The organism is Cupriavidus sp. UBA2010 (assembly GCF_002335265.1).
GTDB lineage: Bacteria > Pseudomonadota > Gammaproteobacteria > Burkholderiales > Burkholderiaceae > Cupriavidus > Cupriavidus metallidurans.
Genome location: NZ_DDCI01000014.1, coordinates 117466 through 137761, shown reverse-complemented (window position 1 = coordinate 137761; position 20296 = coordinate 117466). Strand labels below are relative to the sequence as shown.

Here is a 20296-nt window from a genome sequence, read left to right as displayed (position 1 = left end):
TCCCGCAAAGCCATCCAAAAAAAGAGAAGGAGACAATCATGGGTTTGACCCGCAAACTGCTGGGCGCGTGCGCCCTGACGCTTGCCTTTGCCGGCACTACCGTGCACGCGCAGGACAGCTATCCCTCCAAGCCGATCCGCTTCATCGTGCCGTTCGCGCCCGGTGGCGTGACAGACCTGACCGCGCGTACTTTCGCCAAGTACATGGGGGATGCCCTCAAGCAGCCGCTCGTTACCGAGAACAAGGCAGGCGCTGGCGCTACCATCGGCGCCAACTTCGTTGCCCATGCCGCACCTGACGGCTACACGATGCTGCTGGGTACCAACGTCACCCATGCCATCAACCCGCGCCTGATCGCCGCCACGCCGTATGACCCGCTCAAGGATTTCCAGGCCGTTGCGATTTTTGGCCTGAATGGCAACGTGCTGCTAGTGAGCAATTCGTTCCCGGCGAAGACCTTCGCCGAGTTCCTGGCGTACGTGAAAGCGCGCCCTGGCCGCGTCAATTACGCTTCCGGCAGCGTCGGCAGTTCCGCGCATCTGGCGGCCGAATTGCTCAAGCAGGACGTGAAGGGCCTCGACTATACGCATGTGCCATATGGCGGTCCCTCCGAAGCCATGAGCGCGCTCATGGGTGGGCACGTCGATTTCCTGTTCGCCAACATTGGCGCAGCGGTTACTCAGATCCAGTCTGGCAAGGTAAGGGCGCTCGCCGTTACCACCGCCAAGCGCGCGCCTCAGCTTCCCGATGTGCCGACGGTGGCAGAGTCCGGCGTGCCTGCGTTTGAAGTCGTGGGCTGGATGGCGGCATTCGTACCAAAGGGCACGCCGGCGCCTACCATTGCGCGCCTGAACCAGGTCATCAATCAGGCGCAGAAGAACCCCGATCTGCGCAAGACCCTGGATGCCGCAGCGCTGATCCCCATTGTGGATAGCCCCGAACAGAGCAGCCGATTTGTGCAGGAGGAATACGAGAAATGGGGGCGCGTCATCCGAGCCGCCAACATACCGCCGCAGTAGGCGGCGAGCGTCGGCTCGGCGCCTTCCCTGCGTGGCGGGAACGGAGGTATCCGCTCAGCCGCGGGGTTGCTTTGCCCGTGGGGTGGGCGTTGACGGCCTGACCAAAAGGCCGTTCAGAATGAGTTCGTAGAATTCGCTGAAGGCATCGCCGATCTTCATGCCGGTCTGCTGCAGGAACTGCTGGTTGCGCAGACGGTGTGCCGCGCCCAGGATGGCTTCGGAAACCAGGCGCGGATTGTGCGGGGCCATCAGCCCCTGTCTCACACCTTCCTCGATCATGCTTTCCAGTCCGCGCACGCGCGCGAGCTGGTAGTCATCGAACACCTTGCGGCCGCTCTCGATGGCGTCCAGGTCGGTAAGGGCCGCCTTGCTCAGTCCCGTGGCATTCAGGGTGGCATGCATATAGGCCGAGATGGCCTGCGCTGCGTCGGGAGCGCGCCTGGCTGCCGCGTAGCCTTTTTCCAGATTGGCTTCCAGCACATTGCGGCAGACGTGAACGAACAGCTCTTCCTTGGTTGTCGCGATTTCGTACAAGCGCCGGCGCGAGCATCGCATGCGCTGAGCCATCTCTCCGATGGTCAGCGTCGAGACACCCGTGGTGATCAGCAGGTGCGTCAATTCCTCGAGGAAGGCTTCGTCGGTACGTCGTGTTGCCATGGGATGTGAGGCGTGCCGGGCGCAGAAGGCGAGCAGGGCGTGAGTCAGGAAGCCAGTATCTTAGTGGATTCCACGTGAAGGGCGGGAGGGTACGCCTGCGTGGGGCGGGCGCGCGACTCCGAGAGATCGCGATTCGCCGTGCCGAAGCAGGCTGACATGAGAAGGCACCTTGCAGGAGATGGCACCGCTCTCACTGCGCCGCCCGTCGTCCCCCCACAGCCTTGTCCATCACCTCGGCCTGCAACGCTTCACTTGGATTGGTGAACGTTTGCCGCCGCAGCGTTTCAAGCTGCTGTGCGCGGTCCTGTTCCGACAAACCGGCGAACGAGACGATCTGCGACCGCTGGGCTGCGTAATCGTCGTAGCGCTGCTGCCAGGCCTGCTCGGCCTGCGCCTGCTGCTGATAGCGTTGGGCGACCTCGGGACCGTATGCCTGAGCCAGGGACGCACCGATCTCCTGCGTGCTACGTCCTGCCGTCTGCATACTGGCGATCGTCTTGCTGATCGCCTGCGGCCTTGCTTCGGCTTCGCGAGCGGCACGTACAGACTCGGGCAGCGTGGCGTCCAGTGCGGACAGGCGGCGCTGTCGTTCGGCGTCGTCGAGGCCGGGCTCGGTGGCTATCTCCAGGCGCGCGAGCATGGCGTCGTCGTAGGCTTGCTCGTCGTCGAACCAGATGGCCACGACGTCTGGCAAGTGGCGCGCTCGCGCGGCATTGCGGTCGGCTATCAATGCGCGCAGGCGTTGCACCTGACTGGTGTCCGGCGCGCCAATCACACTGGTCATCGGTCCATCGGAGGCTTTGGGCTGAATCTCGGACAGGTATGCCCGGTAGCGTTGCCACAGTTGCCACGCCTGGTCCTCGGCCGGTTGCGGCACATGTTTGCGGATGTCGTCGCGCACCAACTGGTCCAATGCCACGGCGTCGCCGGCGTCATGGCTGGCGCTCAGGAAGAAGTCGAAGTAGGTGCGCAGCGCGCGCGTCAGGCGCAGATTGCCTTGCGCGTCGGCTTCCGGGCCCGGTGGAATATCGACGCCCGCCAACGACGGCATCTCGGTGATGTTTCGCGCGCGGATGCTGTCAGCGGGTGATGCCGATAGCTCCGGCCTTGCGTCCGTGCGGGACCGTGCCTGCAGTGGACCTTGCGTCGGTTCCGTGGGTGCCGTTGCCCAATAGACGGCGGCACCCACGAGCCCGGCTACTACCAGGACCAGGTTGACCCCTGGCCTTCGCTCAGAGCTGATCATTGCGCAAGCGGTTGGCGTGATTCAGGATTACCGTGCGTGGGTCGACGTCCTGATACATACCGAGCATCTGATTGATCTCGTCGAGATGGTTCCAGTAGTAGTCGGTGGAAAGCACGCGTCCCCACTTGGCGCTGCACACCGACACCATCCCGTCGTTGGGGCCGGCGCCCTTCATGCCCATGACACTGGCAGCGGCCGCCATGGCTGCCGTGGATGGGTCAAGCAGGTTCGAGCGCAGCAGGTTGATAGGGCCGCCCCGGCCGGTCCAGGAGTAAGCGGCCTGGGTGTAGGTGACGAGATTTCCGTTGGCATTGCGCCCCTGCCGTTGCTCGGCGACTGCTCCCGGGGTGTCGCAATCCGGGCCCAGCGCGGATTGCGAGCCAGGCGCCAGGGTGGCGTTGAGCCGCGCGTTCTGCTCGGCGGCGCCCTGGCTGGTCAGGATGCGCGCCGAGGCAATCGCGTCCTGGTTCAGCGCCTGTCCATTGAACATGCCGTTGAACCAGCCCAGAAGATTCGTTACGCCCTGAATCACGTTAACCAGCGCCGGCCCCGCAAGTGGAATGCTGCTGATGCCGTTGATGACGTCCAGCACGACGTCGGCGAGTTGGCTGCCGCGGTGCGGGCTACCGATAGTCGTCACCGATGCCACATCCTGCGGCGACATGGCAGCCAGCATCCGCGAGGTGGGCCCGCCCTGGCTGTGTCCGATCAGATTGACCTTGTCGGCGCCGGTCTCCAGCTTGACCGCGCGTACATAGGCCTGCAGCGCCAGCGCGCGTTCTTCATCGCTGTTGAATGACGGCACCGTGGACACGTAGACTGTGGCGCCATTGGCTCGCAGCACCTCAGGAATGCCGTACCAGTAGTCGATCACGCCGCCAATTTTTGCCGCGCCGGTCAGGCCATGCACCAGCACGATCGGATAGCGTGTCTTTGCATAGTCGCTGCTGGCCGTGGCGCTGGCTGGCCAGGCCATGGCGATGGCTGCGGCGATGGCCGCCGCAGTTCCCGCCGCAGTTCCCGCGATGGCGCTTGTGGACCTGCGTGTCCCTGCCTTCAGCGTGACGGTGTCCTGATGCGCGCAAGCCCGGCCGGGCCCACGACGATTGCCGTGTTCCATCTGGTCTCCTCGGTGGTGGAACCATTTGTTTGAAACAGTAAAGACACCTGACTTTGCGAGCACAATCAAAACCTTAGGTGGTTTCCTCCAAACACTCGCGCATGTCGGGGTTATCCCTTGGAAGGGCTCCGCACTATCGGTAGCGGCCACGGGCGCCGGCCCGCTATCGCATCCTCAAAGCCCACCTTCAACAAATGCAAATTGCCGGCCCAGCGGGTCTGCCGCAAAGTCTCCCCCAACTCACCGCACGACAAATTCGCGATAAAGCCGGTGAGCAATGGAAGTCCTGATGCAGAAAACAGGTGGAGACAATGCTACGAATTTTTCTTGCCGCGGTAATGCTTGTGCTTGCGAACGGCTCGGCACTTGCCGATGCCTACCCATCCCGTCCCGTCAGATTGCTGGTTGGGTATGCGCCGGGTGGGCCGGTCGATACTGCCGCGCGCATCTACGCGGACTACCTCGGGCGTGTGCTCAAGCAGCCGGTAATCGTCGATAACCGAGCAGGTGCCAGCGGCGCCATCGCGGCTGGCATGACGGTCAGCGCCAAGCCTGACGGCTACACGCTCTATTTCGTGGCCAGCCCCACGATGACAATGACGCCGCTGATCCAGAAGTCCGTCAGCTTCAAGCCGGCACAGGATTTCAGCTATGTCGGCCTGATCACCGACTACACCAACGTGCTGCTGATCAACAAGGATTTCCCGGCCAAGAACGTGGACGAGCTGGTCACGTACGCACGCAAGCATCCCGGCGAAGTGAGCTTTGGTTCGGCGGGCGTGGGTGCGTCGAACCATCTGTCGGCGGAACTGCTTGCGCAGATGACAGGAGTGAAGATGCTGCACGTGCCATACAAGGGCAATGCGCCGGCTATGGCCGACGTCATCAGCGGCAAGGTGACCTTCATGTTCGATATCACCGGGACGGCCATCGGCCATATCCGGGGCGGCAAGGTACGTGCGCTGGCCGTGACGTCGAAAACGCGCAACCCCGCGCTGCCCAATGTGCCGACACTGGTCGAATCCGGCCTCAAGCAGTACGACCTGACGGGCTGGTACGCGCTGGTTGGTCCCCCGGGACTGCCTGCCGATGTGACGGATCGGCTCGTGAAAGCGCAGCAGACCGTGGGGCAGGATGCGGCCTACCGGGAGCGGATGGTCGACGGTGGCTATGACCTGAACGTGTCCGGCCCGGCCGCGCTGCAAGGGCGTATCAAGAAGGAACTCGCGCTCTGGGGCAACGTGGTCAAGACGGCGAATATCGAGGTCGAGTAAAAGGTATAAGCGAGGCATAAGCGAGGCAAAAGCGGTCGAAGAATGGAGGTCGGGCAAGCCGGATCACCCGGCGGTTTCGCGCGGGCGAAGTACTGCTTTTCGAACGGCGAATTGCGCTGGCACCTTGCTGACCCTAGACTTCGACGTGTGACCCGACCGCGCCCTGATCGGGCCCGGTCGGGCCGTGTTCCACTCTCCATGAGGATTTGAGCCAGATGCCGCAGGAGCGACCGATCGCGCATCGGATCAGCGATATCCCCCGCCATTGGGCGACCCGTACCCCGCACAATGTGGCGGTGCGCGAGGGCGACCGTGTCGTCACCTATGCGCAACTCTGGGAAGGCGTCGAACTGGCCCAGCGTTATCTCGAAGCGCAGGGTGTCAGCACCGGCGATCGTGTGCTGATCGTCGCGGAGAACAGCCTGGCCATGATCACGCTGATCTTCGCCTTGTCGGAGCTTGGTGCGTGGCCGGTTGTGACGAATGCCAGGCTGACTGCGCGTGAGATCGAGGAGATCCGCGCGCATTGCACGCCGCGGTTGATGCTATTCACGCATGCCGCATCCCCCGATGCATTGCGGCATGGCTTGCGCTATCGCGCCCGCGAAATCTCGCCACCGGGCCTAGGTCCGCTGATGGCTGCCGACGTGGATGCCGGCAGCGAGCGCGAGCCTGCCGAACTGGCGCGCGACGTGGCCGCGCTGATCTACACGTCAGGCACTACAGGCCAACCCAAGGGCGTGATGGTCACGCATCGCGGATTGCTGCACTACGCCCGCGTGACGGCGGAGATCCGCCGGATGGGGCCGGAAGACTGCGCGTTCGCGATCATGCCGATGTCGCACATCTTCGGGCTGGCGACGTTGCTGCTCGCCACGTTCCAGGCCGGTGGCAGCCTGTATCTGGTTGCACGCTTCAACGTGGCCGATACCTGCGCGGCGCTGCAACGCGACGATATCTCGATCCTGCAGGGTGTGCCGGCGATGTTCAGTCGCATCCTGGCTTACCTGGGCAAGACCGGCGTCACCACGCTGCATCCGAAGCGTTTGCGTTATCTCTATACCGGCGGTGGCCCGCTCGATCTCGCGCTCAAGCGCAACGTCGAGGCGATGTTCGGTCAGCCGCTGCATCACGGTTATGGCATGACCGAGTACGCAGGCTCGCTGTTCATCACGCGCACGGACCGGCCCCGCAGCGACAGCTCTGCCGGGGAGATCGTGGAAGGCGCGGAGTTGCGCGTGGTGGGGCCGGGTGGCGAACCAGTGCCCGAGGGCAGCCCCGGAGAGTTGTGGGTGAGAGGCCCCGGTGTCATGCGTGGCTACTATCGCGCACCCGAACAGACTGCGGAAGCATTGCGCCCCGATGGCTGGCTCAATACGGGCGACATCGGACGCATCGATCAGGATGGTGCGTTGTTCATCGTGGGCAGAACGCGTGATCTGATCATCCGTTCGGGCTTCAGCGTTTATCCGATCGAAGTGGAGTCGGTCATCAACTCGCATCCGTCGGTCCGCTTGTCTGCCGTGGTCGGCAATCCGGCGGAAGACGGCGACGAGGAGATCATCGCGTTCGTCGAGATTCGCGAAGGCGAAACGTTCGACGAAAGGGATCTTCACGCCTACCTTGCCGAAAGGCTCTCGCCGTACAAGCGCCCGGCGCGTATCGTGCGCGTGTCGGCGGTGCCGACGACGGCCAGCGGCAAGCTGCACAAGCACCGGCTGCGGGGAATGATTGCGGAACTGGTCTAGCCGGGGTCTAGCCGGGGTCTAGCCGGGGTCTAGCCGCGGTATGAGCGGCTCGGGGCGTCGGCAATCGTCAGACCGGGTTGCCGATGCCGTCCTCGACCAGCAGTTCCACCAGCTTGCGCGCGAACACGGGTAGCGCGTCCAGGTCCGCCACGCAGATCTGCAACTTGCGCTCGGCCCACTCATCCTCGATCGGTACGATCTTCAGCGCCATGGTCTGGGCAAGCCGGCGCGCGGTGCTCTCCGGCAGCACGCCGATCCCCACGTTTGCCTCGATCATGCGCGCGGCGGTCTCGAAGTTGCTGACCTGGATGCGCCAGCGCAGGTTGCGCTGCAGGTCCGATGCGGCACGCTTCAGGAAGTTGTGGATGGCGCTTTCTTCGGGCAGGCCGATGAAATCCTGATCGAGCGTTTCGACGAAGCGCACCCGCTTCTTCTGGGCAAACGGATGGCTGAGTGCCGTCGCCAGCACGAGCCTGTCGAGCCGATAGGGCATCACTTCCAGGCCTTCCATGTTGACGCCGCTGGCGGCGATGCCGATATCGACCATGCCTTCCTGCACGGCCCTGACGATATCCGGACTGAGGCGCTCCCGGATGTCGACCGTCACGTCGGGGTGATTGACGAGGTACGTACGCAGCACACCGGGCAGGAACTCGCTCATCGCGGTGGTGTTGGCGAACACGCGTACATGCCCCTTGATACCGGACGAATACTCCTGCAGGTCACCGCTCAACTGCTCGATCTGGCGCAGCACGCGCCGGGCGTGCGCAAGCAGCGTCGCGCCCGCTGGCGTTACCTTGACGCCGAGGCTGCTGCGGCTCAGCAGTTTGACGCCAACCTGTTCTTCCAGGTTCTTGATGCGTGTGCTCGCAGCCGGCAGGGATAGGTGGCAACGTTCTGCACCGCGGGTCAGGCTGCTGGCCTCAGCGATATGCGTGAAGAGATTCAGATCGACCAGGTCGAAGCGCATGACGTTGTCTCCAGAATAGTCAGCGATTATCCCCCCAACGGGCCCATTCGATCTATTCGCGCAACTACGGGGGGACTTCCGCGCAGGCGAACGCAGGATTCAACACATGCAAATGGCGGGATGGCCAAGGATCGGCCAAGCTGACCGTGGTAGACGAAAAATGGAGACAGGCATGACAGAAGAAGACGGCTTGCTGATGGAAATCTCGGATGGCGTGGCAACGCTGACGCTCAACCGTCCGAAGCAGAAGAACGCCCTGAACGGTTCCATGCGCGACGGGCTATGCGACGCAGTACAGCGGATTCGCGCCGACCGCTCGGTGCGCGCCGTAGTGTTGCGCGGCGCCGGCGAGGACTTCTGCTCCGGTGGCGACATCCGCGCGATGAACGTGACGGAGGCGGATGCGGGCCGCGCGCGCATGGACGACATGCATGGCTGGATCGCCATGCTGGTGGATCTGGATCGTCCCGTGGTTGCGGCTGTCGATGGGGTGGCCTATGGGGCCGGCTTCAGCATTGCGCTGCTTGCCGATTTCATTGTGGCGTCGCCGCGCGCGCGCTTCTGCATGCCGTTCATGAAAGTTGGCCTGGTGCCCGATTGCGGCGCGCTATACACGCTGCCGCGAGTGGTAGGCATGGCGAAAGCGCGGGAACTGGTGTTCAGCGCGCGCGAAATCGGCGCGGAGGAAGCGCGCCAGATGGGCGCCGTGTTCGAGATCGTGCCGCAGGACAAGCTCCATGCCCGCGCCGACGAACTGGCTCGCGGCCTGGCCGGCGCTTCGCCGGCTGCATTCGCCATGGCCAAACGCGCGTTGAACCAGTCGCTCGGCAGCGACGTGCGTGCCATGCTGGAAATGGAGTCGCTGGGGCAGGGCATCGCCTTCACCACCAGCTACCACCGCGAAGCTGTGCGCCGCTTCAAGGAGAAGGAGCCGCCGCTGTTCCGCTGGCCTGCGGCGCCTCGGGACTGATCTCGGGACTGATGGCTGCCGGGGGCATCGCCCCCGGTCTCACGTCACCCTCAGGGTCATCCGTCACCCAGCCGTCACCCGGCCGTAATACCGGCTGTCTGGATGACCTTCTTCCATTTCTCGATTTCGCTGTGCAGTCGCTGGCGCATCTGTTCCTGCGTGCCCGGATCGGCATCCGCGCCGGCTTGCACCATGCGCTGGCGCACCGCCGGGTCGTTCATGGCGACGTTGAAATCGGCGTTGAGCTTGTTGAGGATTGGCTGCGGCGTGTGGGCCGGCGCGAACAGCGCGGCCCATGAGTAGGCCTCGTAGCCGGGCAGGCCCGATTCCGCAACGGTCGGCACGTCGGGCAGGATGGCCGAGCGCTGGCGGCTGGCCACGCCGAGCACCTTGATGCGGCCCGTCTTGATGTGCGGCAGGGCAGTCGGGGCGTCGCTGAACATTACCTGCACCTGTCCGCCGAGCAGGTCGCTCATGGCTGGGGCACTGCCCTTGTAGGGGATGTGCTGCAGCTTTGTGCCGGCTTCCATGTTGAACAGTTCGCCTGCCAGATGGGTACCGCCGCCATTGCCGGAAGAGCCGAACGCCAGCGGCTTGTCGCTCTTCTTTGCGTACGCGATGAATTCCTTGATGTTGTTGGCGGGCACGGACGGATGCACCACCACAAAGATCGGATACATCGTCGCGAAGCTGACCGGCGCGAAATCCTTCTCGATGTCATAGGGCAGCTTGCCCATCAGCGACGGATTGACCGAGTGATGGATGGCGCCCACGAACAGGCTGTAGCCGTCGGCAGGTTCCTTCGCCGCGACGGTCGCCCCGATCACGCCACCCGCGCCGGGACGGTTGTCGATGACGACCGGGACCTTCCACATCTCGCCGAGCTTCTGGCCGAAGATGCGCGCCGTGGTGTCCACCGGACCGCCAGGCGGAAATGGCACGATCATTCGCACGGGCTTGGACGGCCAGGTATCGGCCGCGAGCGCGGAAAGCGGATGCGCGACGGCGCCGAGCAGGCCGGCGGCCAGAAGCCGCCTGCGCATGGCGAAGGAACGGGGGGCTTGCATGGGGAGTCTCCTATGACAGCAGTGATGCGGCCTGTTCCTGCAGCTCGCGCTTGAGGATCTTGCCGTTGTTATTCGTTGGCAGCTCTGGCAGCGCCACGATGCGCGCGGGGCGCTTGTACGGGGCCAGACGTTCACGCAGGTGGTTCTGCAGCGCGGCAACGTCGAGCGTGGCGCCGGGGCGCAGTTCCACGAAGGCGATGATCTCCTCGTTGCCATCGCTTTCGCGGCAGCCGACCACCGCCGAGCGCTGGATGCTGGGGTGCGTGTTGAGCGCGGTCTCCACCTCAGCCGGATAGACGTTGAAGCCGGAGCGGATGATCATTTCCTTCAGGCGGCCCACCACGAACAGCGCGCCGTCCGCGTGCATTTCGCCAAGGTCGCCGCTCGCGTACCAGCCGCCTTCGCGCATGGCTTTCGCGGTGGCATCCGGATCGCGGAAATAGCCGGGCATCAGGCCTCGGCCGCGCAGCCACAGCTCGCCGCGTTCACCCAGGGGTAACGGTGTGCCGGTGACGTGGTCGGTGACCTGCACTTCGGCCTCGGCCACCGCATAACCCGCGCTGGTATCGGCACGCCGGTCGCCAAGCCGCGTCACGTGCACCGAGCCTGCGTACTCGGACAGCCCGTAGCCGTGGTGCAGCGTCAGGCCAAACGTGGCTTCCACACGCTGCTTGAGAGACAGATCCAGCGGACCGGCACCGGTGTAGAGGTAGCGCAGCGCGGGCGCCGAGGGTGTCGTGATGCCCTCATGTTGCAGATGCGCCAGCAGACGCGAATACAGCGTCGGCGGCCCCTGCAATTGCGACACGCCGCAGTGCGCCAGCGCATCCAGCAGGTCGGCTGGATCGAACTGCGGGCGCATGACCAGTTGCGCGCCAGCCAGCAGCGAACTGAGCAGGACGGTGCCGAGTCCGAAAATGTGGGTCATCGGCACAAACGCATAGCTGCGGTCCACCGGGCTCAGCGCGCGGGCCTCGCAAGTCACGCGGGCAAAGTGAATCAGGGCATCGTGCGTGAGCATCACGCCCTTGGGCTCGCCGGTGGTGCCGGAGGTAAAGATCAGCGCGGCCACCTGGTCCTGCAGCGGCTGTCCTTCCGGCATGGCGTCGGCGCGGACGTGGCTGTGCTCCATGCCGTTCAGCGCGGAAGGCACGGCGTCGAACCGGCGTGCATGGGTGGATGCGGCACGTGACGCCGCCGCGGTGAAGTAGATCACCCGGGCATCTGCCTTGGCGGCGAAAGCGTCGATTTCGGCCGGCGCCATCCGCGCGTTGACGCCGCAGGACCACGCCCCCACACGGCTGCAGGCGAGGATCAGCGCGGCGTGTTCGGGGCAGTTTTCCGCCACGACCAGGACGCGGTCACCCGGCAGGACGCCGAGCGCCAGCAATTCCGCTTCGGCCGCGGTGGTCAGCGCGCCCAGATCGGCGAAGGTCAGGCTGCGGCCGTCCGGCAGATGGATGAACGGTTGATCGGGCGACTCGGTCAGCCAGCGGTCTAGCAAGTGATGAATCCGGGTGGTCACGGGAATTGCCGTCCTTTGTGTTGCGGGGGAAAAGTCCGGCCAGCATCGCCGCAAAGCCTGGCCGGCGCCATTCGTAAATGGCAAGGGGCGGCTTCGAGGCGCTGAAACGGTCGGCTGTGTGCATTTCGCGTTGTCAAAGGCAGGATTCGGCAAACTTGAACCAGCCCGGCCCGGCCACCCATAGAATCTGTTCATTAGACCGGAGACAGATTCATGGACCTGCGTTTCACCAAGGAAGAAGAAGCCTTCCGAGAGGAAGTCCGCGCCTTTGTCCAGGCCAACTTGCCGACCGATATTCGCGACAAGGTACTGGGCCACAGGCGTGTGGAAAAGGACGACTACGTGCGGTGGCACCGCATCCTTCATGCGCATGGTTGGGGCGCCCCCACCTGGCCGAAGGAATGGGGCGGCACGGGCTGGAACGCGCTGCAGCGCCTGATTTTCGAGATCGAGACGCTGCGGGCTGGCGCCCCGCGCATGTTGCCGTTCGGTCTCACGATGATTGGCCCGGTGCTGATGAAGTACGCCAGCGCCGCGCACAAGGAGCGCTTCCTGCCACGCATCCCGACCGTGGAAGAGTTCTGGTGTCAGGGTTATTCCGAACCCGGTTCCGGTTCGGATCTCGCCTCGCTCCGGACCAGCGCCGTGCGCCGTGGCGACAAGTACATCGTCAATGGCCAGAAGACCTGGACGACGATGGCGCATTTCGCCGACTGGATCTTCTGCCTGGTGCGTACCGACCCGGAAGCCAAGGCCCAGGAAGGCATCTCGATGCTGCTGATCGACATGAAATCGCCCGGTGTGACCGTGCGACCGATCAAGACGCTCGACGGCGGCCACGACGTGAACGAGACCTGGTTCGAGGAGGTCGAGGTACCGGTCGAGAACCTGCTCGGCGAGGAGAACAAGGGCTGGACCTACGCCAAGTACCTGCTTGGCCACGAGCGTACCGGCATCGCCGGCATCGGGCACTGCTACCGCGAACTGCGCCTGCTCCGGAAGTACGCCACCGAGACCACCGATGGCCGTGGTGGCCGCCTGATCGACGACGTGCGTATGCGCGACAAGATCGCCCGTCTCGAGATGGATCTGATGGCGCTGGAAATGCTGCTGTTGCGCGTGGCCACGCAGGCCGCGGGCACCCCCGGCCCGGAAGCGTCGATCGTCAAGATCCGTGGCTCGGAGCTGCAGCAGGACATCGCCATGCTCCAGATGGAAGTGGCGGGCCCGAACGGCTGGCCTTACTCGACGGACTGGATGGAGCTGGGCGCGCCTCAGCCCGTTAGTGGCGCGGAATGGGCGGCACCGGCTGCCTCGACCTACTACGACATGCGCAAGACCACGATCTACGGTGGCTCGACCGAGGTTCAGAAGAACATCATCTCCAAGATGATCATCGGTTTCTAGGCGAAAGGACGACAAGCATGGATTTCACGTATAGCGAAGAACAGCGGATGCTCGCCGACAGCCTGCGCCGCTTTGTCGAATCCGAGTACACCTTCGAGAAGCGCCGCCGCAACGCGCGCGAACACGGCAGTTTCGACCGGGACATCTGGTCGTCGCTGGCGGAAATGGGCGTGCTCGGGCTGGCCGTGCCGGCTGACCACGGTGGCTTTGGCCACGGCCCGGCCAGCCAGGTTGTCGTGCAGCGTGAACTGGGCCGCGCGCTCGTGCAGGAGCCTGTGATCCCGAGCGGTGTCATCGCCACGGCGATCCTCGCGCATCACGCGCCTGTTGCCCTGCAGGCCGAGTGGCTGCCCGCCATCGCGAGTGGCGACAAGATCTTCACGCTGGCCTATCTGGAGCCGGACTCGCGTTATCGCCCAGAAGTTGCCAGGACGACGGCCCGCAAGGCCGGTGCCGACGGCTATGTGCTCAATGGCCGGAAGTCAGTGGTCTGGCATGGCGCGGTGGCTGATACGTACATTGTTTCGGCGATGCTCGACGGCGCGCTGGCGCTGTTCCTGGTGAGCCGCGACGCGACGGGGCTGACGGTAACCGGTTATCCGACCATGGACCGACTGTCGGGCGCGGACCTGCAACTCGCCGACGTGCCCGCCACGCTGGTCACGACGAACGGTCTCGAGGCCCTGGAGCTTGGACTCGATCACGGCGTTGCCGCGCAATGCGCGGCGGCGGCCGGCGCTATCGAACGCCTGATCGAGATCACCGCCGAGTACCTTGGCACCCGCAAGCAGTTCGGCAAGCCGCTGGCATCTTTCCAGGCCCTTCAGCACCGCGTGGCCGACATGCTGCTGCAGAAGGAACTGGCGCTGTCGATGGCCTACGTGGCCGCGCAGGGCCTCGATGCCACCGATGCGGCCGAGCGCCGCCGCAAGGTGTCCGCCGCGAAGGTCGTCACGGCAAAGGCCGCGCGCTTCGCCGGCCAGCAGGCGGTGCAGTTGCACGGCGGCATGGGTATGACCGATGAACTGGAGGTTGGCGACTATTTCAAGGCGCTGACCATGGTAGACGTCCTGCTGGGCGATACCGACCTCCACCTGGAACGCTACGGCGAAGCCATGGCGGCCTGACAAGACCCGATAACGGATGACTGTTCATGACCATCAATAGCAAGGCATATATCGTCGGGGCGTACGAGCACCCGACCCGCAAGGCACCGGACAAGACCGTTGCCCAGCTTCACGCGGAAAGCGCCAAGGGCGCGCTCGAGGATGCGGGCCTGTCACTGGCCGACGTCGACGGCTACTTCTGCGCCGGTGACGCCCCGGGCCTCGGTATGGTGAACATGGTCGACTATCTCGGCCTGAACGTGCGCCATGTGGATTCGACCGAAATGGGCGGGTCCTCCTACATCGCTCACGTCTCGCACGCCGCGCAGGCCATCGCCGCCGGCAAGTGCAACGTAGCGCTGATCACGCTGGCCGGCCGTCCGCGTTCGGAAGGTTCGAGCGGCACGCAGGCACGCAACTGGGGCGCGAACCTGCCGGACCAGCCGTTCGAGGCACCGTTCAACCCGGTGACGGTCAACCTGTACGCGATGGTCGCCCAGCGGCACATGTACGAATTCGGCACCACGCCCGAGCAGCTCGCGTGGGTCAAGGTGGCCGCGTCGCATCACGCCCAGTACAACCCGAACGCCATGTTGCGCGAAGTTGTCACCGTCGAGGACGTGGTGAACTCCCCGATGATCTCGGACCCGCTGCACCGGCTGGACTGCTGCGTGGTGTCCGATGGTGGCGGCGCCCTCATCGTGGCCCGCCCGGAAATCGCGGCCAAGCTCAATCGCCCGAAGATCAAGATCCTGGGCGCTGGCGAGCACGTGAAGGGTTTGCTGGGCGGCCAGGTGGACCTGTCGTGGTCCGCCGCGCGTTTCTCCGGCGCTGCAGCCTTCGAGGAAGCCCGCGTCACCCCGGCAGACATCAAGTACGCGTCGATCTACGACAGCTTCACGATCACCGTGCTGATGCAGCTGGAAGACCTGGGCTTCTGCAAGAAGGGCGAAGGCGGCAAGTTCGTGATGGACGGCAACCTGATCTCCGGCGTGGGCAAGCTGCCGTTCAATACCGATGGCGGCGGTCTGTGCAACAACCACCCGGCCAACCGTGGTGGCATCACCAAGGTGATCGAAGCCGTGCGCCAGTTGCGCGGCGAGGCCCACCCGGCGGTGCAGGTGAAGAACTGCGACCTGGCGCTGGCCCAGGGTACCGGCGGCTACATGGGCTCACGCCATGGTTCCGCCACGCTGATCCTCGAACGCGAATAACAGGGATGCCACAGATGACGACTCCTTACGTCCCCACTCCGTACAAGGCTCCCGACGAGCAGCCTGACAACACCGCCTTCTGGCAGGCCGCCCGCGAGGGGCGACTGCTGGTGCGCCAATGCAAGTCCTGCGGCAAGCCGCACTGGTATCCGCGCACGCTGTGCCCGTTCTGCATGGGGGACACCGAGTGGAAGACCGCCAGCGGGCAGGGCGAGATCTACTCGTTCAGCATCACGCGTCGCGCCGGCCCCAATCCGTTCTGCATCGCCTATGTGAAGCTTGATGACGGCGTGACGATGATGACGAATATCGTCGACACCGATCTCGATACCGTACACATCGGCCAGCGCGTGAAGGTGCGGTTCGCCGAGACCGACGGCGGCGCGCCGGTCCCTGTCTTCGCACCGGTCTGAACCAGAGGGAAGGATGCCGATCAGCTACCAGCACCTGCGGAACCGGACGTTCGCGCCGGTCCGTCAGCACTACACCACGCGCGACACCATGCTGTACGCGCTGAGCCTGGGCCTGGGCAATGATCCGATGAATGCATCGGCATTGCCTTTTGTCTACGAAGGCGCTGCCGGCGGGCTGCGCGCGCTGCCGTCGCAAGCGGTGGTGCTGGGCTATCCCGGCTTCTGGGCACGCGAGCCAGATACCGGTATCGACTGGGTCAAGCTGCTGCACGGCGAACAGCGGCTGCGGCTGCACCGTCCGTTGCCCGCAGAGGCAGAGGTCGTCGGTCATAACCGCATCACGCACCTGACCGACAAGGGCGCCGGCAAGGGAGCCATCATGGTGACCGAGCGGAAGCTGGAAACCGCACAGGGTGAACTGCTGGCGACCGTCCAGCAGGTGTCGTTCCTGCGTGGCGATGGCGGCTACAGTCAGGCGGAAGGCGGGCAACCGAGCGATGATCCACTGCCCGCGCTGCGGCCGACACCTGAAGACAGGGCGCCTGACTTTGTCGATACGCAGCCGACGCGTCCTGAAGCGGCGCTGTTGTATCGCCTGATGGGCGATTTCAATCCGCTGCACGCGGACCCTGCCGTGGCGGCGGCAGCGGGATTCGAGCGGCCGATCCTGCATGGCCTGGCCAGTTACGGCCTTGTTGCGCATGCGCTGCTGCGGCAATGCGCGGGTCATGACCCGGCACGGCTGCGCGCGTTCGATATCCGCTTCGCATCACCGGTGTTTCCGGGCGAAACGCTCGTCACCGAGATCTGGCGCGATCCCGCTCAGCCAAATCAGTTCCAGTTGCGCGCCAAGGTGCTGGAGCGCGACAAGGTCGTGCTCAGCCATGGCTGGGCGGAGATCGCCTGAATACCCAACGAATTACCATGACGACACCCTCCGATTCGACCACCGGCCTGCCGCTGCCGTCCCGGCAGACCGGCGCCCTGAGCCATATCCGCGTGCTGGATCTATCGCGTGTGCTGGCTGGGCCGTGGTGCACGCAGAACCTCGCCGACATGGGCGCGGACGTGATCAAGGTCGAGAAGCCCGGCGCGGGTGATGACACCCGGCACTGGGGGCCTCCGTATCTGCAAGACGAAGATGGGCCCACGAGCCAGGCGAGCTACTTTGCCGCGTGCAATCGCAACAAGCGCTCGGTGACGATCGACATCGCCAAGCCGGAAGGGCAGAAGCTGATCCGTGAGCTGGCGATGCAGAGCGACGTGGTCATCGAGAACTACAAGACCGGTGGCCTCAAACGCTACGGGCTCGACTATGACTCGCTCAGCGCGCTGAATCCGCGCCTGATCTACTGCTCGGTCACGGGCTTCGGTCAGACCGGCCCCTACGCGGCACGTCCCGGCTATGACCTGCTGATCCAGGCCATGAGCGGCCTGATGAGCATCACTGGCCAGGCCGACGGAGAGCCCGGCGCGGGCCCGGTGCGCGTGGGCGTCGCCGTGATCGACGTGTTCACGGGCATGTACGCCACCACGGCCATTCTTGGCGCGCTGGAGGCACGGCACTTCACCGGCCGAGGCCAGCATATCGATGTCGCGCTGCTCGACGTTGCCATGGCGGTCCTGGCGAATCAGGGCGCGGGATACCTGAACGCGGGTGTCGTGCCGACCCGCCAGGGGAACACGCACCCGAGCGTCGTGCCGTATCAGGATTTCCCGACACAGGACGGCGACATGCTGCTTGCCATCGGCAACGACGGCCAGTTCGTGCGTTTTTGCGAAGCCGCCGATGTCGACTGGGCGCGCGATGAGCGGTTCGCCACCAACAGCGCCCGGGTCACGCATCGCCGGACGCTGATTCCGATGATGAGCGAGGTCACGCGGACCCGGCCGACCAGCGAATGGATTCGTCTGCTGGAGGCTGCGTCAGTGCCTTGCGGTCCGATCAACGATATCGCCCAGGCATTTGCCGACGAGCATGTCCAGCATCGCGGGCTGCGCGTCGAGCAGGAGCGCTACGGGGAGGCAGGATGTCCCCCGTCGGATAGCGTGAACCGGATCTGCAGCACGGCCAGCCCGCTGAGGCTGTCGGAGACGCCCACGACGGTGCGTTACGCGCCACCGGGGCTCGGCCAGCATACGGACGAGGTGCTGCGCGACAATCTCAAGCTTGGTTCCGACGAAGTCGCGAACTTGCGCGCCAAGGGTATTCTGTAAAACAAGCCTTAAAAAAAGACCGACAGTGCAAGGCACTGCCGGTCTTTTTTTGTGTGTGGTGCTAGATCGCCCCTTGCTGGCGTAGCGCTTCCAGTTGCGCCTCGGTGTATCCAAGCTTGCCCAGAATGGCGGCAGTGTGTTCTCCGAGATCCGGCACATCACCCATGCGCGCTGGCGCGTTTGCCAGCGTGGCGGGCGGCAACAGGGCCTGGATCGATCCGGCGGGCGTCGCAACCTCACGCCAGCGTTGGCGCGCTGCCAGTTGCGGATGGTTCCAGACGTCGTGCATGTCGTTCAGCGGTGCGTTCGCAATGCCGCCCTGATCGAGACGTTCGATCAGTTCGTCGCGCGTCATCCGGTTCAGGTGCTTGCCGATTTCCACGTCCAGCGCCTCGCGATGATTCACGCGTTCCAGGTTCGTCGTGAAGCGTGGGTCGTTCGCCAGGGCCGCATCGTCCAGAACGTTCAGACAGAAGCGCTGCCACTCCCGATCGTTCTGCAGTCCAAAGATCACGCTGCCGCCGTCGCCGGTGCGATAGTGGCCGTACGGCGCGATCGAGGGATGTGCCAGGCCATGCCGGGCGGGCGGTGTGCCGCCATAGTGCGCGAAGTTCAGCGGATACGACATCCACTCGCCGAGCGCTTCCAGCATGGTGACTTCCACGCGCTCGCCCACGCCGGTGCGGGCACGCAGCAGCAGCGCCGAGAGGATGCCCGAGTAGGCGTACATGCCGGCCGCGATGTCGGCGATCGAGATCCCGGCGCGCGACGGCGCGTCCTCACCGCCGGTGACCGATATCAGGCCAGCCGCCGCCTGGATCAGCAGGTCGTAGGCCTTCTTGTCGCGATAGGGGCCGTGGTCGCCATAGCCCGATATGTCGCACACGATCAGCTTTGGAAAGCGGGTGTGCAGCGCGTCGAAGCCTAGTCCGAGCCGATCGGCGGCGCCGGGCGCGAGGTTCTGGATCAACACGTCAGCCTCGCCAAGCAATTGCTGAAGGATGTCTGCCGCGTCGGGATGCTTCAGATCGAGCGACAGGCTTTCCTTGCCCCGGTTGGCCCAAACGAAGAACGACGACATGCCGTGCACGGTCTTATCGTAGCCGCGCGCGAAATCACCGACACCAGGGCGTTCGATCTTGATGACGCGCGCGCCGAGATCGGCAAGCTGACGGCTGGCGAACGGGGCGGCGACGGCATGTTCCAGCGCGACGACGGTGACGCCTTCCAGGGGAAGAACTGCAGGGGGCACGGCGGGCTCCATTAGGCGTGGGATGGCCGAGTATGGAGTGACGTGTGTGACGAAGCCAGTCGATATTTCCTTACACGGCTTCCAACTCATCTAACGCAGGGTGGTGGCAGGGCGGCGGCAGGGAGTGACTCGCCGGATTCCGTCAGAAAGCGAATGAACGCACGCGCGTAGTCCGGCAAGCTCTGAAGGCTGCGCGCGACCACGCGCTGCTCGCGCATGGCCCAGGGTTCGTCCAGCACCACGCCCTCGACGAGCCCTTGCGCGATGGCCGGCTCCGCCACGGAACGCGGTACCAGTGCGATGCCGGCGCCCTCCTGCACGCAGCGGATCACGGCCGGAAAATTCGGCGCATGGACGCGCACATGCGGGACGATGCCGGCGCGCGTTGCCATATCCTGCAGATAGAGGAAATTGCTGCTCTTGCTGCCGATCGATACGAGTTCGTGGCGCAACGCCTGGACCAGCGAGACGCTATCGCGCATGCCCAGCGGATGACGTGGCGGCACCACGAACAGCAGTTCATCGGCGCCATAGAGGATGGAGTCGAGGCCATGCAGGTCGATGGCGCCCGCCACCAGCCCGATATCGGCGCGTTGCTCCAGCACCGCGCGAACGCTGTCCGCGCTCAGGTGTTCCTCGAGGTCGACATTGACATTGGGATAGGCCGCCAGAAAGCGGCTGAGGGCCACGGGCAGGTTGCACATCGTGCTGCTGTTCGCGTGAACGCGAATGTGGCCTTCGATGCCATCGGTGTGGCGCCGCATGCCGATCTGCAACTGCTCCACATTGTCCAGAATCGTCCTGGCGTGCTGCAGCATGGTCTCGCCGGCCGCCGTCAGGACCATGCCTTTCTGCGTGCGATTGAACAGCGGCACGCCGACGGTCTGCTCCAGATTCTTCAGCCGATAGCTGGCGGAGGGCGCGGTCAGATGCATGTCGGAAGCACCCATCGTCAGGCTTCCCGCCTCGGCAATGGCCACGAAGACCCGAAGGTCGGTCAACTCAAATCGCAAGGTTGTCTCCTGTTGCCACGGCGCCGATCGGTGCCGTGGGGCCAGGGGCGCTTCAGGCATCGCGGTTCGAATTCTTCT

General features: G+C 64.6%; 18 protein-coding genes. 10 read left to right on the top strand and 8 right to left on the bottom strand.

Features of this window, described 5'->3' with window-relative positions; genetic code table 11:
- Positions 1-38 precede the first annotated feature (38 nt).
- Positions 39-1019, top strand: a complete 981-nt coding sequence (locus B2246_RS10680) for a Bug family tripartite tricarboxylate transporter substrate binding protein (RefSeq protein ID WP_286880383.1) — start codon at positions 39-41, stop codon at positions 1017-1019.
- 54 nt (positions 1020-1073) lie between these two features.
- Here the strand turns inward: B2246_RS10680 and B2246_RS10675 are convergent, their stop codons facing one another.
- The 3 genes from B2246_RS10675 to B2246_RS10665 all read right to left on the bottom strand — a co-directional run bounded on the left by B2246_RS10675 (position 1074) and on the right by B2246_RS10665 (position 4042).
- Entirely contained in the window at positions 1074-1676 is a 603-nt protein-coding gene (locus tag B2246_RS10675; protein WP_286880381.1) for a TetR/AcrR family transcriptional regulator, read from the bottom strand.
- Positions 1677-1866: 190 nt separating this feature from the next.
- The gene (locus tag B2246_RS10670) at positions 1867-2922 is read right to left on the bottom strand and encodes a lipase secretion chaperone (RefSeq protein WP_286880379.1); all 1056 of its coding nucleotides are present in this window, start codon (positions 2920-2922) and stop codon (positions 1867-1869) included.
- Positions 2909-4042 (bottom strand): esterase/lipase family protein, encoded by a 1134-nt coding sequence (locus tag B2246_RS10665; protein ID WP_186426077.1) that lies wholly within the window; start codon positions 4040-4042, stop codon positions 2909-2911. Before B2246_RS10665 ends, B2246_RS10670 begins: the two co-directional genes overlap by 14 nt.
- 311 nt (positions 4043-4353) lie before the next feature.
- Between B2246_RS10665 and B2246_RS10660 the strand changes: the two genes are divergently transcribed.
- Positions 4354-5316, top strand: a complete 963-nt coding sequence (locus B2246_RS10660; protein WP_286880376.1) for a Bug family tripartite tricarboxylate transporter substrate binding protein — start codon at positions 4354-4356, stop codon at positions 5314-5316.
- Positions 5317-5531: 215 nt separating this feature from the next.
- Positions 5532-7064, top strand: a complete 1533-nt coding sequence (locus tag B2246_RS10655; RefSeq protein ID WP_286880374.1) for a class I adenylate-forming enzyme family protein — start codon at positions 5532-5534, stop codon at positions 7062-7064.
- Between the two features lie 67 nt (positions 7065-7131).
- Here the strand turns inward: B2246_RS10655 and B2246_RS10650 are convergent, their stop codons facing one another.
- Complete coding sequence (locus B2246_RS10650; protein ID WP_008651464.1) at positions 7132-8034, bottom strand: LysR substrate-binding domain-containing protein; 903 nt, start codon at positions 8032-8034, stop codon at positions 7132-7134.
- Positions 8035-8206: 172 nt separating this feature from the next.
- Between B2246_RS10650 and B2246_RS10645 the strand changes: the two genes are divergently transcribed.
- Entirely contained in the window at positions 8207-9004 is a 798-nt protein-coding gene (locus B2246_RS10645) for an enoyl-CoA hydratase/isomerase family protein (RefSeq protein WP_286880371.1), read from the top strand.
- A gap of 74 nt (positions 9005-9078) precedes the next feature.
- Here the strand turns inward: B2246_RS10645 and B2246_RS10640 are convergent, their stop codons facing one another.
- Both B2246_RS10640 and B2246_RS10635 read right to left on the bottom strand, forming a co-directional pair.
- Positions 9079-10071: a tripartite tricarboxylate transporter substrate binding protein gene (locus B2246_RS10640; RefSeq protein ID WP_008651466.1), complete on the bottom strand. Its 993-nt coding sequence runs from the start codon at positions 10069-10071 to the stop codon at positions 9079-9081.
- A gap of 10 nt (positions 10072-10081) precedes the next feature.
- Positions 10082-11596 carry a class I adenylate-forming enzyme family protein gene (locus B2246_RS10635; RefSeq protein ID WP_286880368.1) on the bottom strand — a complete coding sequence of 505 codons (1515 nt, stop codon included), beginning with the start codon at positions 11594-11596 and terminating at the stop codon, positions 10082-10084.
- A gap of 213 nt (positions 11597-11809) precedes the next feature.
- Between B2246_RS10635 and B2246_RS10630 the strand changes: the two genes are divergently transcribed.
- The 6 genes from B2246_RS10630 to B2246_RS10605 are packed head-to-tail and all read left to right on the top strand — an operon-like array spanning position 11810 to position 17953.
- The gene (locus tag B2246_RS10630; RefSeq protein ID WP_008651469.1) at positions 11810-13003 is read left to right on the top strand and encodes an acyl-CoA dehydrogenase family protein; all 1194 of its coding nucleotides are present in this window, start codon (positions 11810-11812) and stop codon (positions 13001-13003) included.
- Between the two features lie 17 nt (positions 13004-13020).
- The gene (locus B2246_RS10625; RefSeq protein ID WP_286880364.1) at positions 13021-14130 is read left to right on the top strand and encodes an acyl-CoA dehydrogenase family protein; all 1110 of its coding nucleotides are present in this window, start codon (positions 13021-13023) and stop codon (positions 14128-14130) included.
- A gap of 26 nt (positions 14131-14156) precedes the next feature.
- Positions 14157-15323: a thiolase domain-containing protein gene (locus B2246_RS10620; RefSeq protein WP_008651473.1), complete on the top strand. Its 1167-nt coding sequence runs from the start codon at positions 14157-14159 to the stop codon at positions 15321-15323.
- A gap of 14 nt (positions 15324-15337) precedes the next feature.
- On the top strand, positions 15338-15736 hold the full coding sequence (locus tag B2246_RS10615; protein ID WP_008651474.1) for a Zn-ribbon domain-containing OB-fold protein: 399 nt from the start codon (positions 15338-15340) through the stop codon (positions 15734-15736).
- Positions 15737-15749: 13 nt separating this feature from the next.
- Entirely contained in the window at positions 15750-16643 is an 894-nt protein-coding gene (locus B2246_RS10610; protein WP_035884467.1) for a MaoC family dehydratase, read from the top strand.
- A 17-nt stretch (positions 16644-16660) separates the two neighbouring features.
- Complete coding sequence (locus B2246_RS10605) at positions 16661-17953, top strand: CaiB/BaiF CoA transferase family protein (RefSeq protein WP_035884468.1); 1293 nt, start codon at positions 16661-16663, stop codon at positions 17951-17953.
- Between the two features lie 61 nt (positions 17954-18014).
- Here B2246_RS10605 and B2246_RS10600 read toward each other — a convergent pair whose 3' ends face one another.
- Complete coding sequence (locus tag B2246_RS10600) at positions 18015-19217, bottom strand: CaiB/BaiF CoA transferase family protein (RefSeq protein ID WP_008651483.1); 1203 nt, start codon at positions 19215-19217, stop codon at positions 18015-18017.
- Between the two features lie 74 nt (positions 19218-19291).
- Positions 19292-20218: a LysR family transcriptional regulator gene (locus B2246_RS10595; RefSeq protein WP_286880356.1), complete on the bottom strand. Its 927-nt coding sequence runs from the start codon at positions 20216-20218 to the stop codon at positions 19292-19294.
- Positions 20219-20296 lie beyond the last annotated feature (78 nt).